Origin of the sequence: Streptomyces sp. NBC_00457, assembly GCF_036014015.1 — a bacterium.
Classification (GTDB): Bacteria; Actinomycetota; Actinomycetes; order Streptomycetales; family Streptomycetaceae; genus Streptomyces.
In genome coordinates, this window is the sequence record NZ_CP107905.1 from 774607 (window position 1) to 796891 (window position 22285).

Consider the following 22285-nt stretch of genomic DNA (forward strand, 5'->3'; position numbering starts at 1 on the left):
GGCCGCGGCTGCGCTTGCCGGGCCCGGCGGGGCGGAGGAGCCTCGGAGGTGAGGGCTCGCACGGCCCGCTCCTCGTCGGGCCGCCGCCTTCGAAGGAGGTCGATGATGGGCACGTTCGACAGCAACACACTGCGCCAGGCCATAGAAGGACACTCCGAGCAGCCGCTCCTCTCGCTCTACGCGGACGACGCGGAGCTGCGGATCGTGGACCGCAACACCCAGCCCAGCCACCCCAAGGTCCTGCACGGTCGGGACGAGATCGCCGAGATGCTCGCCGACGTCTACAGCCGCGACATCAAGTCGCACAAGCTGGAGCGATGCGTCGTCCAGGGCGACGACCTCGCGTTCAGCGAGTCCTGCGAGTACTCGGACGGCGTCCGGGTCCTCTCCGAGTCGATGGTGTCGCTGCGCGACGGCAAGATCGCCGAGCAGACCATGATCCAGGCGTGGGACGAGTAGCCGTCCGCCGCCCCGGCCACGGCGGCCGGGGCGGTGACGTCGCCCCTAGGTGAGCGTCCACTTCTGGTTGGCGCCCGTGCCGCAGGACCAGAGCACCAGCGGGGTGCGGTTGGCCGTGCCCGCGTTGGAGGCGTCGAGACACAGACCGGCGTGGACGTTGGTGATCGTCCCGTCGCCGTTGACGTTCCACTGCTGATTCGCCTGGCCGTTGCAGTCCCAGATCACGACCTTGGTGCCGTTGGTCGTGCCCAGGTTGTAGGCGTCGAGGCACTTGTTGCCGTACACCACGAGTTCCTTGCGGGAGGTGTACGTCCAGGACTGGTTGCGGCCTCCGTTGCAGTCCCACAGCTCGGCCTGGATGCCGTTGGTGATGGTGTTGTCGTGGACGTCCAGGCAGCGGGACGACTGGGCGCCGACGACGAGGGAGCCGTTGGTGCCGGGCAGGGGGCGGACCGCGATGCCCTCGACGGCGGGGCCGCCGGTGAACGTGAGGGTGTTGGCGGAGCCCTTGGAGAGGGAGACCTGGACGGAGACGGTGCCCGCGGCGGATCCGGTCGGCGGGAAGGCGACCGTGGTGCTGGTCTGGCCGTTGACCTGGAGGGTCGCCGTGCGGGTCGCGGAGGTGTTGTTGGTGTAGGAGACGTCCACGACCTTCACGCCCGTGTTCGCCGCCGTCACGCCGGTGAAGCGTCCCGTGGAGGCAGGCTCGTACGTGCTGCCCGCCGCCTCCGTGCCGCCGGTGACCCTGAGCATCACCGAGCCGCCCGCCGGGACACTGGCCGTGTAGCCGGTGGCATGCGACCCCACGTTCTGCCGCGCCCACAGGTCCCGGACGGTCGCGGAGGCGTTCGTCAGGCCGAGGTCGGCCCAGCGGACGGTGATGTTCTTCGCGGCCGAGGTGCGGTTGAGGAGGACGACGGCGCGGTTGCCGGTGCCGGACAGGACCTTGCCGTAGACCTGCGCTCCCGTGGTGTCCTCGGCGACCTCGACGCCCTGGAGGCCGCGCGGGTCCTGGTCCACGGCGATGACCTCGGGGTTCTTGAGGATGTTCGCGGTCTCGGCGGTCATGGTCGCGAGGTTGTTCCCGGCGAGGAGCGGGGCGCCGGAGATCGCCCAGAGGTTCATGTGGGTGCGGTTCTGGGCGGCGGTGAAGCCGTCCATGCCGACCATCAGCATGTCGGGGTCGTTGTAGTAGCCGGTGTGCTGGGCGGTGGGGTGCAGGTTGGTGTCGTAGTTGGCCAGCAGGCTCGGCATGGAGGGCTGGTTGCCCCAGTAGATGATGTCGGTGTTGGTCCGCCACATCGCGCCCTGGCCCGGGGCCCAGTTCCAGGGGTTCTGCTTGCCCCAGTTGCAGATCGAGAGCGTGAGCGGGCGGCCCGTGGTCGCCGTGGCCTTGGCGATCGCGTCGCTGATGGCCTGGTACGTCGACTTCGCGTCGAGGCCCTCGGCGTCGCCGCCGCACCAGTCAACCTTGACGAAGTCGAAGCCCCACTTGGAGAACTGGAGCATGTCCTGCTCGTAGTGGCCCTCACTGCCCGAACCCGGCGCGGCGGGGCGGCCCGTCGGGAAGTAGTAGCCGCAGCCGTCCTTGCCGGCGTCGGTGTAGATGCCCGCCTTCAAGCCCTTGCTGTGGATGTAGTCGGCGATGGCCTTCATGCCGCCCGGCCACTCGGCCTCGTCGACGGTGATGTTGCCGGCGCTGTCGCGGGTGCCCTGCCACCAGCCTTCGTCGATGTTGATGTACTTGTATCCGGCGGCCGGCAGACCGGCGGCGACGAACGCGTCGACCTGCTGCTTGATGACGTTGTAGTCGATCTTCGCGGCGAAGCTGTTCCAGGAGGCCCAGCCCATCGGGGCGGTGGGGACCGGTACCTGACGGGTCGCCACGGCGGCCGGGGCCGCCTTGAAGGGTGCGCTCGGGTTGGCGACGAGGAGTACGGCTGCCACGGCCGCCAGTAAGGCGACGGTGCGCAGGACGAGGGTGCGGAACATACGGCTCCTTTGCCGATAGCCATAGCCGAGATGGCCGAAATATCGAACGAGGATCGGTTATCCGAACGGTGCGGCGCGCTGAAAGTAGAGCCGCGAGGGGTGCAAGTCAACGGATGTGACGCGTGCGGGTGCGGGATTGCATGCGGTCTTGCGCCGACGGAACACTGACGCCCGGGTACCGGCAGCGGGCGCGGGCGTTGGGGATGCGGATCCCCTGATGTCCGGCATCGGGCTGCTCGGCATGCGTGAACGCGTCACCGCCCTCGGCGGCTGGCTGCGCACCGAACCGCGCGGCGAGCACAGCTTCACCGTCCCAGGCCGAACTCCCCGTGGACCAGACGTCATGATCCGCGTACATCGAGGTGGTGGCCGAGGCCGCCGACGGGAAGGCGGGCCTGGAGCTCGCCAGGGAACACCTTCGCGACATCGTGCTCATCGACATCCAGATGCCGGTCGTCGACGGCATCGAGGCGACCCGGCGCATCGCCGCCGACCCGGCCCTGGCCCAGGTGCACGTCGTCATCCTGACCAACTACGGCTTGGACGAATACGTCTTCAACGCGCTGCGCGCCGGCACCGCCGGATTCCTCGTGAAGGACATCGTGCCGGAAGACCTCCTGCACACGGTACGCGTCGCCGCGCGGGGAGACGCCCACGTGAGGCCGTCGCCCTGGTCGCGCAGGGACTGTCCAACGACCAGATCGCCGACCGCATGGTGATCAGCCCGATGACCGACGAAAACCCATATCAACCGGGCCATGGCCAAGCTCCACGCCAACTCCTGACATCCACGGGCGGGCTTCGCAGAGGTGTCGGGCGGCGATCCCGGGCTACCGGTCGGGCATGGGCAGGATTCTGGTCGGCACATGTTCCTGGACGGATCCGGCACTGGTGTCCAGTGGCTGGTACCCGCCCGGGCGGCGGGACGCGGCGGGGCGGCTGCAGTACTACGCGGAGCAGTTCCCCCTGGTGGAGGTGGACGCCACTTACTACGGCCTGCCCAGAGAGCGCAACAGCGGTCTGTGGGTTGAGCGGACACCGAACGGCTTCCGGTTCGACGTAAAGGCCTTCTCGCTGCTCACGGGGCATCGGACACGCGCCGCAGCCCTGCCCGCCGATCTGCGGGACGCCCACGCCCGAAACGCCACGGAGCCCGGGCTGCTCGACGAGGTGTGGCAGCGGTTCGCCACGGCACTCGAACCGCTGCGGCGGGCGGGACGGCTGGGCACCGTACTGTTCCAGTTTCCGCCCTGGTTCACGCCCGGTGCCCGCGCCGAAGCAGTCCTGCAACAGTGCGCTCAGCGCACGGAAGGGTGGCCGGTCGCCGTGGAGTTCCGGCATCCCGAGTGGTGGCGGGCGGAACGGCGGGCCGCGTCCTCACAGTTGCTCGCACGACTGGGCATGAGCGCTGTGGCTGTGGACATGGCGCAGTCGGTGCCCGACGCGGTCCCTCCGGTCACCACCGTCACCACGCCCCGGCTGGCGGTCGCACGCTTTCATGGGCGGAGCAGGTCGTGGGGAACCGGCAGCAAGGAGGACCGGTTCCGGCACACGTACACGACCGATGAACTGGCGGAGTGGTTACCACGGCTGCACTCGATGGCCGGCCGTTGCGACGAACTCCACGTCCTGTTCAACAACTGCTGCGCGGACGCCGCCGTACGCGCCGCACAGTCGATGCGCCAATTGCTCACGCCTCGGCCCGGGCCGTGACCTCCCACGTCCGGTGGTCGGCACAGCGCTCGGTTCAGCGGGCGGTGTAGCCGCCGTCGACGAGGTGGTAGCTGCCGTGGATGAAGGACGCCCGGTCGGAGAGGAGGAAGGCGACCAGGTCGGCGACCTCCTCGGGGCGGCCCAGGCGGCCGGTGGCGTGCAGGGCGGTGAGGCCGTTGTAGGCGTCCTGGTCCATGGCCTGCAGGGCGGGGGTCTCGATGAAGCCGGGGCCGACGGCGTTGATACGGATGCCCTTGTCGGCGTACTCGAGCGCGGCAGCCTTGGTCAGGCCGAGGACGCCGTGCTTGGCGGCGACGTAGGCCGAGGAGCCCGCCCAGCCGACGGAGCCGAGGATGGACGCGACGTTGACGATGGCGCCCGCTCCGGCGGTCTGCATGGCGGGGATCTCGTAGCGCATCGAGTAGAAGACGCCGTCGAGGTCGGTGCGCACGACACGGTTCCAGACGTCGATGTCGTACTCGCCGACGGGCGTGCCGTCGGCGCCGATGCCCGCGTTGTTCACGGCCAGGTGCAGGGCGCCGAAGGTGTCGACGGTGAAGCGTACGGCGGCCTCGACCGAGGCGGCGTCGGAGACGTCCACGCGTACGGCGGCCGCCTTGATGCCCTCCGACTTCAGCTGCTCCGCGGCCTCTTCGGCGCCTTCGAGGTTGTAGTCGGCGATGACGACCGCCGCGCCGCTCTGGCCCAGTCGGCGGGCGACGGCGAGGCCGATGCCGGAGGCGGAGCCGGTGACGAAGGCTGTCCTGCCGTCGAACTCGGTGGCGTATTCGGTGGTGCTCATGGTCACTCTTTCCTTGCGCTGGTGGGGTGGGAGGGGTGGAGGGAAGCTGCGGCCACATCGCGGCCCAAGGCTCCGGCCGCCTGTTCGGTGAGGGTGTCGTAGGCGCGGTTCACCCAGGCCGGAAGTCCTGCCGCGTCCTGGTGCTCCTGGCGCGCCCACGTGCGCAGGGCTGCGCTCAGCACCCCGGCGGCGGCCCCGACGACGACGGCGGGGCGTATGTCCTGGCCGGGGTCGGTGCCGAGCCGGTCGGCGATGACCGCGATCGACTCGTCCTGGGCGTCGACGCGGATCCGCTCGTACGCGGCGAACAGCGTCGGTTCGGCGTCCACGAGCCGCAGCAGTTCACGCCACCGCACGTAGGCGCGCCTGCCCAGCGATTCCCGGGCGGCGAGCCACTCCCCCACGGCGTTGCGGTAGGCGATCAGCGGTGGCTCGTCGACGGGGCGTCCCCGCAGAGCGGCGTTGATGCGAGTCCCGTCGGCGCGGGTGAAGTCCAGCGCCGCGTCCTCCTTGCCCTGGAAGTGACGGCTGAAGGTGCGGCGCGTGACATCGGCGCGCTCGGCGATCGCCTCGACGGTGACTGCCGAAACGCCGTGTTCGAGGATCAGGTCGACGGCCGCGGCGGCCATCGCCTCCCGTGTCTGCCGGGCCTTGCGCTGCCTGCGGTCCTCGGCCGGTGCACCGGCTGGTGTGCCGGTGTCCGGCTCCTTCGCCTTCATGAGTTTCACCGTACACCCATCATGTCCCGTCGAGACTTCTGTCCCATTGAGACATGAGCCCCTCCCGACAGGGAGTCTATGTGAGCTACCTCCAATTAGCCACAGCCAGCCCCTCAATCGCCAAGTTTCCAGCAGCACTATTGACACACTCACCCATCTACCTCTGTGATGGCTAATGCTCAGTAGCCAAAGTCAGGGGTCAAGGTGTCCATCGGGTTCTCGATCGACGAGAGGGTCGCCGACATCGCACGGCGCACCGGCGAATTCGTACGGGAGGTCGTGCTGCCCGAGGAGCAGGCGTGCGACGGGAACGTCCATGACGGACCGGAGCCGCTGCGGCGCAGGCTGCAGGAGGCGGCCAGGGCGGCGGAGGTGTTCGCTCCGCACGTGGGCGCGGAGTGGGGCGGGCTCGGCCTTGATCTCTGCGGTCAGGCCGTGGTGTTCGAAGCGGCCGGGTACTCGCTCCTTGGCCCGCTCGCACTCAACTGCGCGGCGCCCGACGAGGGCAACATGCACCTGCTCGAAGTGGTCGCCACCGAGGGGCAGAAGGAGCGGTATCTGCACCCGCTGGCGTCCGGTGAGGTGCGTTCCTGCTTCGCGATGACCGAGCCGGCGCCGGGCGCCGGATCCGATCCCCGTGCGCTGGCCACCACCGCGACGAGGACCGGGGGCGGCTGGCGGATCGACGGCCGCAAGTGGTTCATCAGCGGCGCCGACGGGGCCGCCTTCGCCATCTGCATGGCCCGCACCAGCGGCGTCCCCGGAGACGCGGGCGGCGCGACGATGTTCCTCGTCGACGCCGACAACCCCGGCATGAAGATCGTCCGGAACATCGACACCCTGGATCAGGGCCTGTTCGGCGGGCACAGCGAGGTCGTCCTCGACGGCTGCGAGGTCGGCGACGACGCCGTGCTGGGCGAGGTGGACCAGGGCTTCACACAGGCGCAGGTGCGTCTCGGGCCCGCCCGTATGACGCACTGCATGCGCTGGCTGGGGGTGGCGCGCCGGGCACAGGACATCGCCCTGGAGCGCGCGGCGGACCGCTCGGCCTTCGGCCGGCCGCTGGCCGAACTGGGCATGGTGCAGCAGCTGCTGGCCGACTCCGAGATCGACATCGAGACCAGCCGCGCGGTGCTGTGGCGGGCCTGCTGGGAACTGGACCAGGGCCGCTCGGCCGCCCAGCACACCTCGATCGCCAAGACGTACGTCTCCGAGGCGGTGAACCGGGTCGTCGACCGGGCCGTGCAGGTGTGCGGTGCGCTCGGCATCTCGGGGGACGCGCCGCTGTCGCGGCTGTACCGCGAGGTGCGCCCGTTCCGTATCTACGACGGCCCGTCCGAGACCCACCGCTGGGCCATCGCCAAGCGCGCGGTGCGGGCGGCGCGCGAGCGGAGGGCCGGACGATGACCGCACCCGAGACAGCGACAACTGCCCCCGACACGACCGTCATCGGCATCGACGGTCCTGGCCTGCAGCGCTACTTCGAGCGCCACGTACCGGAATGCGCGGGCCCGTTGAGGGTGAAGCCGCTGCACGGCGGGCGCTCCAATCTCACCTACGACGTGACCGACGGGACGCACCGGTGGGTGCTGCGCCGTCCGCCGCTGGGCGTGCTCACGCCGACCGCGCACGACATGGACCGTGAGTACCGCGTCGTCGCGGCGCTCGACGGCACCGGGGTGCCGGTGGCGCGAGCCGTGCTGTCGTGCACCGACCCGGCGGTGATCGGGGCGCCGTTCTGCGTCGTCGACTTCGTCGAGGGCGCCGTGCTGCGCGACGGCGACGAGGCCGCCGAGCTGCCGCCGGCCGACGCACGGCGCAGCGCCGAGGCACTCGTGGACGCCCTGGTGGCACTGCACTCCGTCGACCCCGCCGAGGTCGGACTCGGCGACTTCGGCCGTCCCGACGGCTATCTCGAACGCCAGGTGCGGCGGTGGCGCAGCCAGTGGGACAAGGTCGCCACCCGTACGCTGCCCGACCTCGACGCGCTGCACCGCCGGCTCGCCCGCTCCCTGCCCGTCAGCGGTACCCCGGCGATCGTGCACGGCGACTACCGCCTCGACAACACCATCCTGGCGCCCGGCGACTTCGGGCGGATCGCCGCGATCGTCGACTGGGAGATGGCCACGCTCGGCGATCCTCTCGCCGACCTCGGGATGCTGCTCATGTACTGGGACCCGACCTGTGAGCCGGTGCTCGGGGCGCGCCACGTCCCGACGGCCAACCCCGGTTTCCCCTCGGGCCGTGAGCTGGCCGAGCGGTATGCCGCGCGATCCGGCCGGGACATCGCGGACCTGGCCTTCTTCCAGGCGCTTGGCTGCTTCAAACTCGCCGTCATCGCGGAGGGCATCCACGCCCGCTTCTCGGCGGGGCAGACCGTCGGCACCGGCTTCGACCGGGTCGGCTCCGCGGTCCCGGCGCTGCTGCGCTCGGGCCTTGAACTGCTGCCGTGACCACTGGCACGTACGCACTGAACGAAGGAGGGCCCGTGCGAGACCGACTGTCCGGAATGATCGCCCTGGTCACCGGCGCGACCGGCGGCATAGGCGACGCCGTCGTGCGCCGGCTGGCCGCCGAGGGTGCCGCGGTGGCGGTGACCGACGTGGACGCCGGGCGCTGCGAGGCGCTGGCGAAGGAGCTGACGGACGGCGGGGCGCGGGCGCTCGGCCTGGCGCTCGACGTCAGCGACGAGGAGGCGTGGCGCGCCGCGGTCGATCGTGTCGTCGCCGAGCTGGGCGGCCTGTCGGTGCTCGTCAACAACGCGGGCATCGCCGAGCTGCGGACCGTCGAGACGGAGACCCAGGAGTCCTGGGACAAGGTCATCGCGGTCACCCAGACCGGTGTCTGGCTGGGCATGAAGTACGCGGGGCCCGCGATCGAACGCTCCGGTGGCGGCTCGATCGTCAACATCGCCTCGATCTTCGGTACGGTCGGCGGCTTCGGCAGCCAGTTCTCGTACCACGCGGCCAAGGGCGCGGTCCGGCTGATGACGAAGAACGCCGCACTGCACTGGGCCACGCGCGGCGTGCGCGTCAACTCCATCCACCCCGGCTTCATCGAGACACCCCGCTCCCGCGAACTGTGGCGGGGCACGCCCCGGCACACCGCGATGCTGGAGGGCACCCCGATGGGACGCCTCGGCCGGCCCGACGAGGTCGCGGGGACGGTGGCGTTCCTCGCTTCGAGCGACGCGAGTTTCGTCACCGGCTCCGAGCTGTACGTGGACGGGGGCTGGACGGCGCGCTGACCGACAGACCGGCAGCGGACGGGGCGGCGAGGCACCCGCCGTACCCCCCCTTCGTGCGATATCAGCGCACGCGCGTGTACTGATTCACGCCGCCGACGAACGCCACCGTCGCCTTCTCCTGCAGTACGAGGACATCCAGGTGCGCCGCCGTCTCGTTGACCGCGAGCATCTGGTTGAAGGCGCTGAGGTCGCCGAACGGCACCTCCCGGCGCGTCCACGCGAGCCCCCGCGCCACCGCGTGGGCGTCGAGCGTGTCCTCACCCAGCGCCGCCAGGCTCTTGGCCAGCCGGTCGTCGTGGTGGGCCAGCAGCTCGGCGACCCGGGTGTGCGCGCTGTCGGCGACCGGCCCGTGCGCGGGCAGCAGGCGGGCGTCGGCGTACCGGCTCATCAGCCGCAGCGAGTCCAGGTAGTCGGCGAGCGGACGGCCGCCCGGCTCGGCCAGTTCGAAGCCGATGGACGGCGTGATGTGCGGCAGCACATGGTCCCCGGAGAACAGCAGCCCCCGCTGCTCGTCCAGGAAGACCACATGTCCCTTGGTGTGTCCGGGAGTTGGCACGACATGCAGTTCTCGGTCACCGAAGCGAAGCGTCTCCGCGGCGAGCCAGCGGTCGGGAGCCTCCCACACGCTCGGGTCGTAGCCGCCGTGGTCCATCGCCCGGATACGGTCGGCCAGTTCGCCCGCTCCGGCCCTGCGCAGGGTCTCCAGTGAGCCGGCGGGTTCGTCGCTGCGCAGCCGGTCGAGCATCTCCAGGCCCGGGCGTTCCCCCGCGCCGAGATAGACGCGCGAGCCCAGCAGCCGGCGCAGTTCCACCGCATTCGTGTAGTGGTCGCGGTGGATGTGGGTGACCAGGATGTGGCTGATGTCGCCGAGGTCGCGGCCGATGGCGGCCATGGCCTCCTCGAGCGCCTTGCGCGCCTCGGGGATCGCCCAGCCGCCGTCGATCATGACGATGCCGTCGTCGTCGGCCAGGCCCTCCAGCAGGTAGACGTTGACGGCGTGAAGGCCGTCGTTGGGCAGTGGCAGGGGAACGCGGTGCACTCCGGGCTGTACGGTCTGGACTCCGGCGGCGGCCCACGGGCCCTGGTCGAACCGCGCTGTCATGACTCTCCTTACCGATGCACCGCCGCGGATCATGCCCGAGGGCATGCGCGGCGGTGCGGTCCGTGAATGTGTGGCCTCGTCAGGCCTGGTCGGGGGTACGGGTATGCAGTCGGACGGCCAGGTTCCGGGCCCCGCTCCGGTCGAGCTTGCCCACCTTGGTCTGGGGCAATTCCTCGATGCCGTACACGAATTCGGGCCACTTGGTCTTGGACAGGCCGACACTCTCCAGGTGCCCGGTCACCTCGGCCAGTTCGATGCCGTCGCCGTCCTCGGTGACGACGAGCAGTGCCACGCGTTCGCCCAGCACGTCGTCGGGAACCGCCGCGACACAGGCCCTGGCCACGCGCGGGTAGCTCGCCACCGCACGCTCGATCTCGGTGATGTCGATATTGCGGCCGCCGCGGATGATGATGTCCTTCTCGCGGCCCATGATGCTGACGGTGCCGTCCTCATGAGTCATCACCAGGTCGCCGGTGGGCAGATAGCCGTCCTCCGTCAGCGCCGGCGGCTCGACCCTGCCGTCGCGGGCGTAACCGAGGAAGAGGGAGGGGCCGCGCACCTGCGCGCGGCCGGTCACGCCGGGTCCGGCCACCTGCCCGTCGGGAGTGAGCGCGCGCACATGCGTACCCGGGAAGGGGCGGCCGTCCCTGCCGAGCCGGATCTCCTCGGGTTCGTCGGGGCTCGGCGAGGTGTGGCCGAGGCACTCGGACATGCCGAAGACGCGGAGGATCTTTGTGCCCAGGGACTGTTCGGCGCGGGCCAGGGCGCCGCGGTCCATCGGCCCGCCGCCGACGGTGATCGACCGGACGCCGCTGAGGATGCCGGAGCCGGCCGCCTCGGTGCCCATCTGCAGCGCCATCGTCGGTACGCACATGGTCCAGCGGACGTCGGCGTCGGCCATCCGCCGCAGCACGGCGGCCCTGTCCCACTTCCCTGTCATCACGAGCGGCCCGCGCAGCAGGAGGGAGAGGTAGACGCCGAAGCAGTACGCCGCCGTCGACGACAGCGGCACGATCGCGGCGACGGCATCGCCGGGCGACAGGCCGTTCACGGCGATGGTGCTCTCGGCGGCATAGCGCAAGGCCGGTTCGGACTGTACGACGCCCTTGGGCCGTCCGGTCGACCCGGAGGTGAGGCCGATCAGGGCACCGCCCGACCAGCGCGACACCTCACGCCTGCTGGGTGCGGACAGGCACCTCCAGCCGTCGAGCACGCTCTGCTCTGGGCCCGGCAGCCGTTCGGGCACCGCCCACTCGTCGATCGCCGAGGGCTCGGCGACGACGGCGTCCGGGCGGATGTCCTCCCAGGCCGCGGCGAACTCGGCCTGTGTGGTGTGCCGATTGACCACCGCGATCACTCCTCCGCTCAGGCCCACGGCAAGAGTGGCGGCGACGGTACGCCATGAGTTGTCGGCCTGGACCATGACGGTGCCGCCCGCTCCGCCTGCCGTGCCGATGGCCGGCGCTCCGGCCATCCGCGTGGCCTCGCCGAGCAGCTCCCGTGCCGTATGGACACCCGTGTCGTCGATGACCGCAACGAAGTCGGCCAGATCCGCCTTCTGTTGGAACTCCCGCACTACCTGTCGCATCTTGTCCCTCGCTGCGCGTGCCGAACTCCGTCTACTGAACGCCGCCGAACATCTCCGCCTCGTGCCCCATCACCGCGATGCGGCGGCCCTTCATGTCGCCGACCTGTGCCACGGCATCGGCCCATTCCCGGCTCGCGAGGGCCTTCTTGAGGTCGTCCGGGGAGTCGAAGCCGAGCACGGAGATTCCGTCCCAGCCTTCGGAGCGCGGCTCCAGGGCGGCGTCGATCTCGGTGTGCCGCCAGGAACGCAGTCCGGGCAGGCGGTAGGTCAGCTCCGCGTGGTCGCCGCGCCACCACTCGATGAACTGCTCGTGCGTCCATTCCGGAGGACGGGCTGCCAGCAGGACGAGGTTGTACATGACGGTCCTCCGTACGCGATCGGATCACAGTGTTCGGGTCACAGGGGTGGTCAGTCGAAGCGAATCTCGGACGAGCGGCCGATCAGCAGGCGCTGCAGCCGGCCTTCGCCGTTCACCCGCCCCGCGGCGACGAAGCTCGCCTCGGGGACACCGGCGCGTCGTACCTCCCCGAGGAACAGCTCGTCCTGGCCGAGCGTGGTCGCCGACAGCCGATGGTGAGTGCGGGTGCCCTTCTCGCGCTGTTCGAGGTAGCCGACGAGGGCGGCGCGGTCGCCGGCGAAGTCGGTGGCGTTGCCGTCACCGGTGGAGAACAGGATGGAGAGCGAGAAGTCGTCGCTGATCAGGTCGAGGATCTTGGACGGCTCGTCCCCGTCGAGGATCTCGAACCATGCGGTGAGGAAGGGGGCGGCGGTCGAGGTGTCGGTCATGTCCGGCTCCTGTCGTTCGTGGCCTGCCCGGACCAGTCGACGAGCTCGAAGGAGGTGGTGAAGAATGACTGGTAGCGCGCCAGGAGTCCGGCGGGCGATACGACCGCTGCCGACAGGAAGGAACCGGTGTACCGCCCGCCCTCCGTGACCACTCCGTAGACGGTTTCGACGTCGCCGTCCCGGCTGTAGCGCAGGATCTCGTGCGCCCGGTCCACGGGATTGCGGCCGGCGATGTATGCGGCGAAGTCCTCCTTCGACTTGCCGATGACCTCCTTGCCCGGCAGGGCGATGAGGAAGCGGAAGTCGGGTTCGAGCAAGTCCAGTGTCCGCTCGGGACGCCCGCTGTCCATGCTGGCCATGTATGCACGCAACGCCATAGGAGCCCCTTCAGATCAACCTGATTCAAATTCAATTCAGTTTGGATGGTAATCCCGTGGAAACAGACCTGGCAATAGTGCGTCACGAAGCTTCCGCGGCGGTAGCGCGGCGTCGGAAGGGGGAACGACGAAGCCCCCTGACGGATGTCCGGCAGGGGGCAAGGAGGAGAGCGGGGCGGGCCGCTCAGGGCGTCACGTGGCGACCATCCGTACGCAGGCGCCCTCGATCAGTTCGCTGACCTCCGACAGCGGTGTCGGCCCCGACGGCCGGTACCACCGCCAGACGCTCACGATCAGGCCGAGCAAGCTCGAGCCCAGCAGTTGCGCGTCCCGCAGCGGGAACGCGCCCTGCGACATGCCCCGTACGAGAAGGTTGGTCCAGTCCCGCTCGACGAGTTGGACCAGCTGACGGGCCGCGACGCGCTCGGCCTCCTCACGCTTGGACTTCCGGGCGCCGGAGAGCAGGTCCATGTGGTTCTGCAGGATGCGCATCTGCAGGACCTCCTGGTCGGAGACGTCGTACGCCGCGCGTACGGCCGCCCGCAGCGCCTCGACCGGGTCGGCGACGTCCGCGGTCGCCTCCGTGAACTTGTCGTGGGAGCGCTGGAGCTCCAGCCGCATGATGGTGAGCAGGCAGTGGGTCTTCGACTCGAAGTAGTGATACAGCGCCGTCTGCCCGATGCCGACCCGCTCCGCCACGGTGGACCACTTGGTGGCCTCGAACCCTGTCTCGCCGAAGCAGTCGACGGCAGCCGCCAGAATGGCGGCACGCTTGGACCTCGGTCCCGCTTCCGGTTCAACGATCCTTGTCGCCATGACCTACCTGTCTCCTGGCTGCCGCCCACCTCGTAGGTACCCGAGAGTAGCCCCAAGCTGAACTCAGTTGCCAATCGACTTCAGGTCAAAGGCGCTCGAGCACCGTCGCATTGGCCATGCCACCGCCCTCGCACATCGTCTGCAGCCCATAGCGCGAGCCGGTCCTGCGCAGCTGGTGGACGAGCGTGGTCATCAGCCGGGCGCCGGTGGCGCCGAGCGGATGTCCGAGCGCGATGGCGCCGCCGAAGGCGTTGACCCGTTCCTCGGCGGCGCCGATCTCCTTCTGCCAGGCCAGCACCACGGAGGCGAAGGCCTCGTTGATCTCGACCAGGTCGATCTCGTCGATCGACAGTCCGGCCCTGTCCAGGACCTTCTCGGTGGCGGGGATCGGGCCGGTCAGCATGTGGATCGGGTCGGAGCCGACCACGGCCATGGTGTGCACGCGTGCGAGCGGGGTCAGACCGTGGCGGCGTACCGCCTCCCCGGATGCGATCAGCAGGGCGGCGGCACCGTCGGAGATCTGGCTGGCGACGGCGGCAGTCAGCCGGCCGTCCTCGGTGAGGGTCTTCAGTCCCGCCATCTTCTCGAGCGTGGTGTCGGCGCGCGGGCCCTCGTCGGCGGCGAGCCCGAACGCCGGGGTGATCTCGTCGTCGAAGACGCCGTCGGCCTGGGCGGCGAGGGCCCGCTGGTGGCTGGTGAGCGCGAACCGCTCCATGTCCGTACGGGAGATGCCCCACTTCTCGGCGATCAGCTCGGCCCCGCGGAACTGCGACACCTCCTGGTCCCCGAAGTGCTCGCGCCAGCCGTCCCCCGCAAACGGACTGCCCATGCCGGCCTGTTCGCCGACGAACATCGGGCTGGCGATGGGCACCAGGCTCATCACCTCCACACCACCGGCGACCACCAGGTCGGCGGCGCCCGAGCCGACCGCCTGGGCGGCGAAGTGCACGGCCTGCTGGGAGGAGCCGCACTGGCGGTCGATGGTGGTGCCGGGAACGTGCTGCGGCAGTCCCGCCGACAGCCAGGCGGTGCGGGCGATGTTCCCGGTCTGTGCGCCGATCTGGCTGACGCACCCGAAGTACACGTCGTCGACGGCGCCCGGGTCGGCGCCGGTGCGTTCCAGCAGGGCGCGCAGCACATGGGCGCCGAGGTCGGCGGGGTGCACGCCGCTCAGCGCGCCCTTGCGGCGGCCGACGGGGGTGCGGACGGCTCCGACGATGAATGCTTCCGACACGGTGGGCAGGCTGGGCACGGTGGGCTCCATGGGTTTCGGGGACGGGATCAGGTTCCGGAGATCCTGGGCGGTACGCGCGTGAAGTCCGGCGTCCGCTTGTCGAGGAAGGCGGCGACGCCCTCGCGGCCCGCGTCGGAGGCGGCCGCGGCGGCGAGCGCACGTGCCTCGCGGTCCAGGTGCGGGCCCAGGTCCTCGGTCAGCCCGGAGGCGACGAGTCGGCGGGTGGTGCCGAGGGCGGCGGTGGGTCCGCGGCGCAGGGCCTCGGCCGTGCGCGCGGCCTCGGCGGCCAGTTGGTCGGTGGCGACGACCCGGCTCACCAGTCCGATCGCCGCGGCTTCCGCCGCCGGTATGCGGCGGTTGGTCAGCAGCAGATCCAGCGCTCGCTTGGGTCCGACGAGCCGGGGCAGGAACCAGCTGACTCCGGCGTCCGGTGAGTAACCGATACCGGTGTACGCGGCGGTGAACGAGGCGTTGTCGGCGGCGAGGGTGATGTCGGCGGCCGCGGCCAGGCCGATGCCCGCGCCGGCGACCGCGCCCCGCACGGCGGCCACCATCGGCGCGTCGATCGCGGCGAACGTACGCAGAGCCTCGTGCAGCGCGTCGGTCACCGCGGTGAGGTGCTTCTCCAGTGCCTCGCCGGAGAGCCGGGAGAACTCCCTGAGATCGCCGCCGACGCAGAAGGACTTCCCCTCGCCGGTGAGCAGCACGGCCCGTACGGTCCCGCGCTCGCAGGCTCGTGCCGCGTCGAGGAGTCCGTGCGCCATGTCGAGGCCGATGGCGTTGCCCGCCTCGCCCCGGCGCAGGGTGATGTGGGCCAGACCGTCGCCGTGGATGTCGATGCCGACGCTCATCGCGCCGTCCAGCCGCCGTCGACGGTCAGGACCTGCCCGGTGCAGTACGAGGAGGCGTCCGAGGCGAGGTACAGCAGCGCGCCGTCGAGTTCATGACCGTCGCCGCCGCGCCGCAGCAGGGTGTTGCGCTCGACCCAGCGGCTGGAGCGCTCGTCGCCGAAGAGGTCCGCGGTCATCTCGGTGCGGAACCAGCCCGGGGCGAGGGCGTTGACGCGGATGCCGCTCGCGCCCCACTGTCCGGCCAGCTCCCGGGTCAGCCCTATCAGTCCGGCCTTGGACGCCGAGTAGCTCGCGCCGCCGAGGGGGGCGGCGGTCACCAGGCCGAGGATGGAGGAGACGTTGATGATGCTCCTGCCGCCCGCTTGACCGGGCCCTTCGGCGATGAGCCGGGCGAGGTGAAAGGGAGCGGTGAGGTTGACGCCCAGGACGTCGGCGAAGGCGTCGGAGGACTCGTCCTCGGCGCGCGTCTCGCCGGACGTCGCCGCGTTGTTGACCAGGACGTCGATGCGGCCGGTGGCGGCCAGTGCCGTCTCCGTCAGCCGCGTACGGTCGGCTTCGAGCGATACGTCGCAGGCGACGGGGTGGATGCGCGCGTCGGAGTCGGCGAGTTCCTTCAGCCGGTCGATGCGGCGGGCGGCGGCGAACACGATGGCGCCGGCCTGCGCGAGGACGGCGGCGAAGCGGGCGCCGAGCCCGGCGGAAGCGCCGGTGACGATCGCTGTCCTGCCCTCCAGCGAGAAAAGCTCGGCGGCGGATCGCGGCGCGCTCACTCGTCCACCCCGATCGGCAGGGCGGTCGCGCCGCCGTCGAGCACCAGGGTCTGGCCGGTCATCCATGAGGAGGCGTCGGAGGCCAGGAACAGCGCCGCGTTCGCCACGTCCTCCACCGTGCCGAGGCGCCGCAGCGGCAGCTTGGCGGTGAGGATGGGCTCGCGCACCTCCCACACCGCCCGCGCCAGCTCCGTCTTGATCAGCCCGGGGGCGATGGCGTTCACCCGTGCCCGCGGCCCGAGTTCGTAGGCGAGCTGCCGGGTCATGTGCAGCATGGCGGCCTTGGTGGCGTTGTAGTAGCCGATGTGCGGATCGACGATCAGCCCGCCGACGGAGGCGATGTTGACCACCGCTCCCCCGTGCTCGGCCATCCAGGCCCGCCAGGCGTACCGGGTCCAGGCGATCATGCCGTACTGGTTGACGCGTACGGTCTTCTCGGCACGCGACACGTCCAGGTCGAGCAGATCGCCGTGGTACGGGTTGGTCGCCGCGTTGTTGACGAGGATGTCGACCCTGCCGAAGCGGATCATGGTCTCGTCGACGCAGGCCTCGGCCTGGTCGGGCTCACCGGCGTTGGCCACCACCGTGTGGACGTCGCCGTCGCCCTTCACCCGCAGCAACTCCTCGCGCGCCTCGGCGAGTCCGGCCGCCTTGCGGGCCGCGATCACCACGTGTGCTCCGGCCGCCCGGTAGGCGGTGGCGATGCCCAGGCCGATGCCGCGGGATCCGCCGGTGATGACGGCGACCTTGCCCTCCAGGGTGTCGGTGCTCACGCTGCCCCTGCCTTCGTGTCGGTCTTGTGCTGCTCGGGCTGCTTGTACTTGGCGAGTTCCTGGCGGGCCACCGTCCGCAGATGCACCTCGTCGGGGCCGTCGGCGATGCGCAGGGCGCGCGTGATGGCGTACAGCCGGGCCAGTACGGTGTCGTCGCTGACCCCCGCCGCGCCGTGCGCCTGCACGGCGCGGTCGACCACCTTGTGGGCGACCTCCAGCGCCGCGACCTTGATCGCGGCGACCTCCATGCGGGCGGCGGCGTTGCCGACGGTGTCCATCAACCAGGCGGACTTGAGGACGAGGAGGCGCAGCTGCTCGATCTCGATGCGGCTGCGGGCGATCCACTCGCGCACCACGCCCTGGTCGGCGAGGGGCCCGCCGAAGGCGATGCGTGCGGTGACGCGCTCGCACATCAGCTTCAGGGCGCGCTCGGCGAAGCCGACGGCGCGCATCGCGTAGTGCATCCGCCCCGGACCGAGCCGCCCCTGGGCGAGCGCGAAACCCTCCCCCTCGCCCCTGAGGATGTTCTCCACCGGCACGCGGACGCCTTCAAAGAGCACGTCACCGTGTCCGAGCCGGTCGGTGTAGCCGAACATCGGCAGGTCGCGCAGGACCGTGACACCGGGTGTGTCCCTGGGGATGAGCAGCATGCTCTGCTGCCGGTAGGTGGGCGCGTCCGGATCGGTCTTGCCCATCAGGATGATCAGCTTGCAGTCGGGGTCGAGGATCCCGGAGGTGTACCACTTGCGGCCGTTGACGACGTAGCTGTCTCCGTCGCGGGTGATGCTGGTACGGATGTTGCGGGCGTCGGAGCTGGCGACCTCCGGCTCGGTCATGGCGAAGCACGAGCGGATCTCCGCGTTCAACAGGGGCTTGAGCCAGCGTTCCTGCTGCTCGGGGGTGCCGTACAGCGCGAGCAGTTCCATGTTGCCGGTGTCGGGCGCCGAGCAGTTGAACACCTCGGGGCCGATGACGGAGCGGCCCGCCAGCTCCATGAGCGGCGCGTACTCGAGGTTGGTGAGTCCCGCGCCCCAGTCGCCATGCGCCATGAAGAGGTTCCACAGGCCCTCGGCGCGCGCCTTCTCCTTCAGCTCGGCCATCACCGGCGGCAGCGCGTGCGGGTCGTCCGCCTCGGCGAGCTGCCGGTCGTAGACCGCTTCCGCGGGGAAGACGTGCTGATCCATGAACGACCGCATGCGGTCCTGGAGTTCACTCGCCCGTGGCGAGAATCCGAAATCCACGATTGCTCCTGTCCGGGGGTGCCGGGGTTCGTGTGGTCGGTCCGGATCAGCCGAGGATGTCGCGTGCCGTGCGGATCATCGCGGCGATGGTGGGCGGCAGTCGCTCCTGGTCCGGGTCGTGGTGCTTGCCCTCGCGGTGCCGGCGCAGGTTGTGGCCCATGATCGCGGCCATCTTCATGCGGCCGAGCGCCCGGAACCAGTCCATCGCGGGCAGCGCGGGCCGGCCGTCGAGGTAGGCGACCAGCAGTTCGGCCTCGGTGGGCAGGCCAGGTACGGCACGCCCCAGCTGGGGGAAGTTGCGGTGGTCGGCGAAGAGCAGGAACCAGCCGAGGTCGATGCGCGGGTCGCCGACGCTCCAGATCTCCCAGTCGACGACGGCCACTGCACGCTGGCCGGCGCACAGCACGTTGCCGAGCCGGAAGTCGCCGTGCAGCAGTACCGGTGGCAGGCCCCCGGGCACGTCGGCGGTGAGGCGAGCCAGCAACTCCTCTCCGCCCGGGCGGAGTTCTGCCGGTACGGCGTGCAGGGTGCGGGTCCACCGCTCCAACTCCCCGGCCGCATCGAGCGGTTCGGGCGGATCGAGCCCGGGTGTGTGGGTGTCGGTGGCGTGCAGTCGCCGCAGCACGGCGGCGATCTCCAGCATTCGGGCGCGGGCCGTCGCGGCGGGCACCTCGGGCTCGTCGAGTACGGGCTCGACGGCCTCCCCGGCCGCGAAGTCCATGGCGAACCAGGCTGGTTGTGTCTCGTCGACCGCTGCGATGCCCGGCACGGGCACCGCGGACCCGGCCAGCGCGCCCAGCACCCGCGCCTGGCGCAGCACGTCGTTGCGGCCGACGGGCCGCTGCCCCGGAGGCACCGCCTTGATGACGTACCTGGCCTCCCCCGCGGTGACGGAGTACGTCAGCCCCGAATGGCCACCGGGCAACACCCTCAACTCGCCGATCGGGGCGCCCGGATGGCGGCGGGCGAGCCGGTCCCGGACCCGGACGGCCAGCTCCGACGTTTGCGTGACCGTGCTCATCGGGCGGGCTCCTTGGGCAGGCGGTCTTTGGGCGGGCCCTCTTTGGGCAGGCCGAGCACGCGTTCGGCGAGGATGTTGTGCTGGATCTCGTCGGTGCCGCCCGCGATGCTGTACCCGGGCGCGCCGAGCAGGTGCTCCGTCCAGGCGTACGTGCCCCATGCCCCCGTGTCCGCGACGAGGCTCGGCCCCAGCAGCTCGGACACCAGATCGCTGGTGCGCCGCATGGTCTCGGTGGCGTAGAGCTTGCCGACCGAGGCTTCCGCCCCGGGCTCGCGTCCGGCCACGAGGGCGGCGGTCACGCGCAGTCCGACGATCCGCTGGACGAGGGTGCGGATGTGCAGATCGGCGGCCCGCTGCTGTTCGCTGCCGGTGAGCGGGCGGGGCAGGTTGCCGGCCAGTTCCAGCGCCCGGTCGGCGTTGTCCAGGCCGAGGTTGCCGGAGTCGAGCCGCTCGGCGGCCAGCACGCTGAGCGTGACCCGCCAGCCCCCGCCGACCGGCCCGAGCCGGTCCGTGTCGGGCACCACCACGCCGTCGAGGTAGACCTCGTTGAAGCTGGTGCCGCCGGTCATCTGCTGGATGGGCCGTACAGTCACGCCGGGCGCGTCCATGCGCACCAGGAAGACGGTGATACCGGCGTGCTTGCGTACGTCCGGATCGGTACGGCACACCGCGACGCCCCAGGTCGCGACGCGAGCCCCGGAGGTCCACACCTTGTGCCCGTTCAGCACCCAGTTGTCGCCGTCGCGCACCGCCCTGGTCCGCACCGCGGCGAGGTCGGATCCGGCCTCTGTCTCCGAGAACAGCTGGCAGGCCAGCTCGTCGGTGCGGAGCATGGGCCGCAGCCAGCGCTGCTTCTGCTCCTCGGTGCCCCAGATGCCGATCGCGGGGGCGACGAGCTGCTGCGTCACCGGGAAGACCTCGGTGCGGTGCGGCACGTCGAAGGCCGCCTCTTCGGTGCGGTAGAGCTGCTCGTAGTACGCGGGCAGGCCCCGGCCTCCGTACGCCTGCTGCCAGTTGAGCGCGCCCCAGCCGTGGTGGTAGCGGGTGCGTTCCCATTCCTGGATGCGGGCGGTGTACTCGTGTTCCTGTTCCTCGGTCCAGTTCTCGAAGACGGCGACGGAGTCGGAGCCGCTGCCCCACTCTCCGTCGGCGGCGCGCGGCCGGGCGACCGTGGCGAGCCACCGCCGGGCTTCGGCACGGAACTCCTCGGGTTCCGGGATGGCGCTCATCTCGTCCTCCACCTCCATTCAGCGGGACAGCACCGTGCAGGCGCTCACGCCGGGCGCGCCGTACACATGGGTGAAGCCGACCCTGGGTTCACCGGGGACCTGGCGTTCACCGGCCCGTCCGCGCAATTGCTGGACGACCTCGTAGACCTGGCGCAGTCCCGAGGCACCGATGGGTTCGCCGTTGGCGATGCAGCCGCCGTCGGTGTTGACCGGCAGGGCGCCGCCGATCTCCGTGGCGCCGGAGGCGACCAGCCGTTCCTGCTCGCCGTCCTCGCAGAACCCGCACTCGGCCATGTGCATGACCTCGGCGCCGCTCTCGGTGTCCTGCAACTGGCAGACGTCGATGTCGCCGGGCCCGATCCCCGCCTCCTCGAAGGCGGCAGCCGAGGCATCACGGCTGACGCTGGTCAGCTCGCCTCCGGGAATCCAGGGGCTGAACACCTCGAACGAGCCGAACCGCCGGGTACGTACGGCCGCCGAGCGCAAGGTGACCGGCGGACCGTCCGGCGTGTCCAAGCTGCGGGCAGCCTCGGGCGAGCAGAGCACCAACGCGGCCGCGCCCGCTCCCGGAGAGCAGAACATGTAGCGCGTCAGCGGATCGCTCACCATGCCGGAGTCGAGGATCTCCTCGGCGGACAGCGGTTTGCGGCGCCATGCCTCGGGAGTCAGGCCGCCGTTGCGGTATGCCTTCTCGGCCACCAGGGCGAGGGTCCGCGGGGTGATGCCGTGGTCGTGCATATAGCGCTGGATCTTCATGCCGAAGAACTGAGTGGTCACCATCAGCCCGTCGCTGCCGTACTCCGCTCCCAGCCCCCAGTCCTCGGGCCGCGGGTCGAAGGCGCCGCGCGGGTGTTTGTCGAAGCCGACGGCGAGGACGACGTCCGCCATGCCGGAGCGGATCGCGTTCACGGCGGAGACCAGCGCGCTGCCGCCGGTGGCGCAGCCGTTCTTGACGTTGATGAACGGCAGCCCGGTCAGGCCGAGTTGGGCCACCAGCGTGTCGGCGAGGCCGGCGCTGTCGCTGCCGCCGAACGCGGCCCCCACCCGCGACCACTCGATCCCGGCGTCCGCCAGCGCGGCGTTCACCGCGCCGACAGCCAGCTGCCGGCCACTCGCCTCCGACCGGCCGAACGGGGTGCGTCCGGCGCCGCAGATCAGTACGTCGGTACTCATGAACCCTCCTCGCCGGGGGTCGTGGGCGTGGCCCGCGGGACGCCAGGGCCGGCGGTCACGGTGAGGGGCATGCCGATGCGGACGTCGTCGAAGTCGCCGACCTCGAGCACGGCGGCCACCCGCACCCCTTCCGCCAGCTCGACGTAGCCGAGTGCGAACGGCTCGAAGCCGCCGGGCGGGGCCTGGTAGGGCGGGGACTTGGGGGCGTACCGCTGCACCGTCCAGGTCCACAGCGTGCCGGTGCCGTGGAGGACGACCGGATCGGCCGGTCCCCCGCAGCGCGGGCACGCGTCGTCCGCGGGGTAGACCGTCACCGCGCAGCCGTCGCCGGAGCAGCGTGAGCCCTGGAGCCCGACGGCGGTGGCGGTCGGACTCCGCGGATCCGTGGCCAT

Annotated in this window: 23 protein-coding genes and 2 pseudogenes; 7 read left to right on the forward strand and 18 right to left on the reverse strand. The window is 70.8% G+C overall.

Annotated features, from left to right (window positions below):
• The first annotated feature begins 102 nt into the window (after positions 1–102).
• Positions 103–459 (forward strand): nuclear transport factor 2 family protein, encoded by a 357-nt coding sequence (locus OG828_RS03660; RefSeq protein WP_374104639.1) that lies wholly within the window; start codon positions 103–105, stop codon positions 457–459.
• Between the two features lie 45 nt (positions 460–504).
• Here OG828_RS03660 and OG828_RS03665 read toward each other — a convergent pair whose 3' ends face one another.
• Positions 505–2451: a ricin-type beta-trefoil lectin domain protein gene (locus OG828_RS03665; RefSeq protein ID WP_328500069.1), complete on the reverse strand. Its 1947-nt coding sequence runs from the start codon at positions 2449–2451 to the stop codon at positions 505–507.
• Positions 2452–2674: 223 nt separating this feature from the next.
• Between OG828_RS03665 and OG828_RS49445 the strand changes: the two are divergent.
• The 3 genes and pseudogenes from OG828_RS49445 to OG828_RS03675 all read left to right on the forward strand — a co-directional run.
• A pseudogene (locus OG828_RS49445) lies at positions 2675–2798 on the forward strand (sensor histidine kinase); the annotation flags it as partial.
• Positions 2799–2807: 9 nt separating this feature from the next.
• Positions 2808–3236 (forward strand): annotated as a pseudogene (locus OG828_RS03670) (response regulator transcription factor); the annotation flags it as partial.
• A gap of 58 nt (positions 3237–3294) precedes the next feature.
• Positions 3295–4164 carry a DUF72 domain-containing protein gene (locus tag OG828_RS03675; RefSeq protein WP_328500070.1) on the forward strand — a complete coding sequence of 290 codons (870 nt, stop codon included), beginning with the start codon at positions 3295–3297 and terminating at the stop codon, positions 4162–4164.
• Positions 4165–4198: 34 nt separating this feature from the next.
• Here the strand turns inward: OG828_RS03675 and OG828_RS03680 are convergent, their stop codons facing one another.
• Both OG828_RS03680 and OG828_RS03685 read right to left on the reverse strand, forming a co-directional pair.
• Entirely contained in the window at positions 4199–4966 is a 768-nt protein-coding gene (locus tag OG828_RS03680) for an SDR family NAD(P)-dependent oxidoreductase (RefSeq protein ID WP_328350092.1), read from the reverse strand.
• A gap of 2 nt (positions 4967–4968) precedes the next feature.
• Positions 4969–5685, reverse strand: a complete 717-nt coding sequence (locus OG828_RS03685; RefSeq protein ID WP_328500071.1) for a TetR/AcrR family transcriptional regulator — start codon at positions 5683–5685, stop codon at positions 4969–4971.
• 204 nt (positions 5686–5889) lie between these two features.
• Here OG828_RS03685 and OG828_RS03690 point away from each other — a divergent pair, with 204 nt between their 5' ends.
• The 3 genes from OG828_RS03690 to OG828_RS03700 are packed head-to-tail and all read left to right on the forward strand — an operon-like array spanning position 5890 to position 8932.
• Positions 5890–7092, forward strand: a complete 1203-nt coding sequence (locus OG828_RS03690) for an acyl-CoA dehydrogenase family protein (RefSeq protein ID WP_328500072.1) — start codon at positions 5890–5892, stop codon at positions 7090–7092.
• A complete protein-coding gene (locus OG828_RS03695; RefSeq protein WP_328500073.1) occupies positions 7089–8138 on the forward strand; it encodes a phosphotransferase family protein in 1050 nt (349 codons plus the stop codon). The genes OG828_RS03690 and OG828_RS03695 overlap by 4 nt, the downstream gene beginning before the upstream one ends.
• A 35-nt stretch (positions 8139–8173) precedes the next feature.
• Positions 8174–8932, forward strand: a complete 759-nt coding sequence (locus OG828_RS03700; RefSeq protein ID WP_328350100.1) for an SDR family NAD(P)-dependent oxidoreductase — start codon at positions 8174–8176, stop codon at positions 8930–8932.
• Between the two features lie 61 nt (positions 8933–8993).
• On the opposite strand, the gene OG828_RS03705 is transcribed toward OG828_RS03700, so the two are convergent.
• The 15 genes from OG828_RS03705 to OG828_RS03775 form a co-directional block, all read right to left on the reverse strand.
• Positions 8994–10034 carry an MBL fold metallo-hydrolase gene (locus OG828_RS03705; RefSeq protein ID WP_328436578.1) on the reverse strand — a complete coding sequence of 347 codons (1041 nt, stop codon included), beginning with the start codon at positions 10032–10034 and terminating at the stop codon, positions 8994–8996.
• Positions 10035–10113: 79 nt separating this feature from the next.
• Positions 10114–11622 carry a class I adenylate-forming enzyme family protein gene (locus OG828_RS03710; protein ID WP_328500074.1) on the reverse strand — a complete coding sequence of 503 codons (1509 nt, stop codon included), beginning with the start codon at positions 11620–11622 and terminating at the stop codon, positions 10114–10116.
• A gap of 31 nt (positions 11623–11653) precedes the next feature.
• Positions 11654–11980: an EthD domain-containing protein gene (locus OG828_RS03715; RefSeq protein ID WP_328350106.1), complete on the reverse strand. Its 327-nt coding sequence runs from the start codon at positions 11978–11980 to the stop codon at positions 11654–11656.
• Positions 11981–12030: 50 nt separating this feature from the next.
• Positions 12031–12408 carry a hypothetical protein gene (locus OG828_RS03720; RefSeq protein ID WP_165256547.1) on the reverse strand — a complete coding sequence of 126 codons (378 nt, stop codon included), beginning with the start codon at positions 12406–12408 and terminating at the stop codon, positions 12031–12033.
• Positions 12405–12785: a nuclear transport factor 2 family protein gene (locus OG828_RS03725; RefSeq protein WP_328350109.1), complete on the reverse strand. Its 381-nt coding sequence runs from the start codon at positions 12783–12785 to the stop codon at positions 12405–12407. The genes OG828_RS03720 and OG828_RS03725 overlap by 4 nt, the downstream gene beginning before the upstream one ends.
• Before the next feature lie 192 nt (positions 12786–12977).
• The gene (locus OG828_RS03730) at positions 12978–13601 is read right to left on the reverse strand and encodes a TetR/AcrR family transcriptional regulator (protein ID WP_328350111.1); all 624 of its coding nucleotides are present in this window, start codon (positions 13599–13601) and stop codon (positions 12978–12980) included.
• Positions 13602–13686: 85 nt separating this feature from the next.
• On the reverse strand, positions 13687–14835 hold the full coding sequence (locus tag OG828_RS03735) for an acetyl-CoA C-acetyltransferase (RefSeq protein WP_210570112.1): 1149 nt from the start codon (positions 14833–14835) through the stop codon (positions 13687–13689).
• A 47-nt stretch (positions 14836–14882) separates the two neighbouring features.
• The gene (locus OG828_RS03740; RefSeq protein ID WP_328500075.1) at positions 14883–15686 is read right to left on the reverse strand and encodes an enoyl-CoA hydratase/isomerase family protein; all 804 of its coding nucleotides are present in this window, start codon (positions 15684–15686) and stop codon (positions 14883–14885) included.
• Complete coding sequence (locus OG828_RS03745; protein WP_328500076.1) at positions 15683–16456, reverse strand: SDR family NAD(P)-dependent oxidoreductase; 774 nt, start codon at positions 16454–16456, stop codon at positions 15683–15685. The genes OG828_RS03740 and OG828_RS03745 overlap by 4 nt, the downstream gene beginning before the upstream one ends.
• Complete coding sequence (locus tag OG828_RS03750; RefSeq protein ID WP_328350118.1) at positions 16453–17229, reverse strand: SDR family oxidoreductase; 777 nt, start codon at positions 17227–17229, stop codon at positions 16453–16455. The genes OG828_RS03745 and OG828_RS03750 overlap by 4 nt, the downstream gene beginning before the upstream one ends.
• On the reverse strand, positions 17226–18470 hold the full coding sequence (locus tag OG828_RS03755; protein ID WP_328500077.1) for an acyl-CoA dehydrogenase family protein: 1245 nt from the start codon (positions 18468–18470) through the stop codon (positions 17226–17228). Before OG828_RS03755 ends, OG828_RS03750 begins: the two co-directional genes overlap by 4 nt.
• Before the next feature lie 46 nt (positions 18471–18516).
• Complete coding sequence (locus OG828_RS03760) at positions 18517–19491, reverse strand: phosphotransferase family protein (RefSeq protein WP_328350122.1); 975 nt, start codon at positions 19489–19491, stop codon at positions 18517–18519.
• Positions 19488–20720, reverse strand: a complete 1233-nt coding sequence (locus OG828_RS03765; protein ID WP_328500078.1) for an acyl-CoA dehydrogenase family protein — start codon at positions 20718–20720, stop codon at positions 19488–19490. The genes OG828_RS03760 and OG828_RS03765 overlap by 4 nt, the downstream gene beginning before the upstream one ends.
• 18 nt (positions 20721–20738) lie before the next feature.
• A complete protein-coding gene (locus tag OG828_RS03770) occupies positions 20739–21893 on the reverse strand; it encodes a thiolase family protein (RefSeq protein WP_328500079.1) in 1155 nt (384 codons plus the stop codon).
• The gene (locus OG828_RS03775) at positions 21890–22285 is read right to left on the reverse strand and encodes a Zn-ribbon domain-containing OB-fold protein (RefSeq protein ID WP_328371562.1); all 396 of its coding nucleotides are present in this window, start codon (positions 22283–22285) and stop codon (positions 21890–21892) included. The genes OG828_RS03770 and OG828_RS03775 overlap by 4 nt, the downstream gene beginning before the upstream one ends.

Bases quoted from the DNA above. Each gene is read 5' to 3' on its own strand.
- OG828_RS03660 (WP_374104639.1), top strand. From the start codon at position 103: ATGATGGGCACGTTCGACAGCAACACACTGCGCCAGGCCATAGAAGGA.
- OG828_RS03665 (WP_328500069.1), bottom strand. From the start codon at position 2,451: ATGTTCCGCACCCTCGTCCTGCGCACCGTCGCCTTACTGGCGGCCGTG.
- OG828_RS03675 (WP_328500070.1), top strand. From the start codon at position 3,295: ATGGGCAGGATTCTGGTCGGCACATGTTCCTGGACGGATCCGGCACTG.
- OG828_RS03680 (WP_328350092.1), bottom strand. From the start codon at position 4,966: ATGAGCACCACCGAATACGCCACCGAGTTCGACGGCAGGACAGCCTTC.
- OG828_RS03685 (WP_328500071.1), bottom strand. From the start codon at position 5,685: ATGAAGGCGAAGGAGCCGGACACCGGCACACCAGCCGGTGCACCGGCC.
- OG828_RS03695 (WP_328500073.1), top strand. From the start codon at position 7,089: ATGACCGCACCCGAGACAGCGACAACTGCCCCCGACACGACCGTCATC.
- OG828_RS03705 (WP_328436578.1), bottom strand. From the start codon at position 10,034: ATGACAGCGCGGTTCGACCAGGGCCCGTGGGCCGCCGCCGGAGTCCAG.
- OG828_RS03710 (WP_328500074.1), bottom strand. From the start codon at position 11,622: ATGCGACAGGTAGTGCGGGAGTTCCAACAGAAGGCGGATCTGGCCGAC.
- OG828_RS03715 (WP_328350106.1), bottom strand. From the start codon at position 11,980: ATGTACAACCTCGTCCTGCTGGCAGCCCGTCCTCCGGAATGGACGCAC.
- OG828_RS03720 (WP_165256547.1), bottom strand. From the start codon at position 12,408: ATGACCGACACCTCGACCGCCGCCCCCTTCCTCACCGCATGGTTCGAG.
- OG828_RS03725 (WP_328350109.1), bottom strand. From the start codon at position 12,785: ATGGCGTTGCGTGCATACATGGCCAGCATGGACAGCGGGCGTCCCGAG.
- OG828_RS03730 (WP_328350111.1), bottom strand. From the start codon at position 13,601: ATGGCGACAAGGATCGTTGAACCGGAAGCGGGACCGAGGTCCAAGCGT.
- OG828_RS03740 (WP_328500075.1), bottom strand. From the start codon at position 15,686: ATGAGCGTCGGCATCGACATCCACGGCGACGGTCTGGCCCACATCACC.
- OG828_RS03760 (WP_328350122.1), bottom strand. From the start codon at position 19,491: ATGAGCACGGTCACGCAAACGTCGGAGCTGGCCGTCCGGGTCCGGGAC.
- OG828_RS03765 (WP_328500078.1), bottom strand. From the start codon at position 20,720: ATGAGCGCCATCCCGGAACCCGAGGAGTTCCGTGCCGAAGCCCGGCGG.
- OG828_RS03770 (WP_328500079.1), bottom strand. From the start codon at position 21,893: ATGAGTACCGACGTACTGATCTGCGGCGCCGGACGCACCCCGTTCGGC.
- OG828_RS03775 (WP_328371562.1), bottom strand. From the start codon at position 22,285: ATGGCCACGGATCCGCGGAGTCCGACCGCCACCGCCGTCGGGCTCCAG.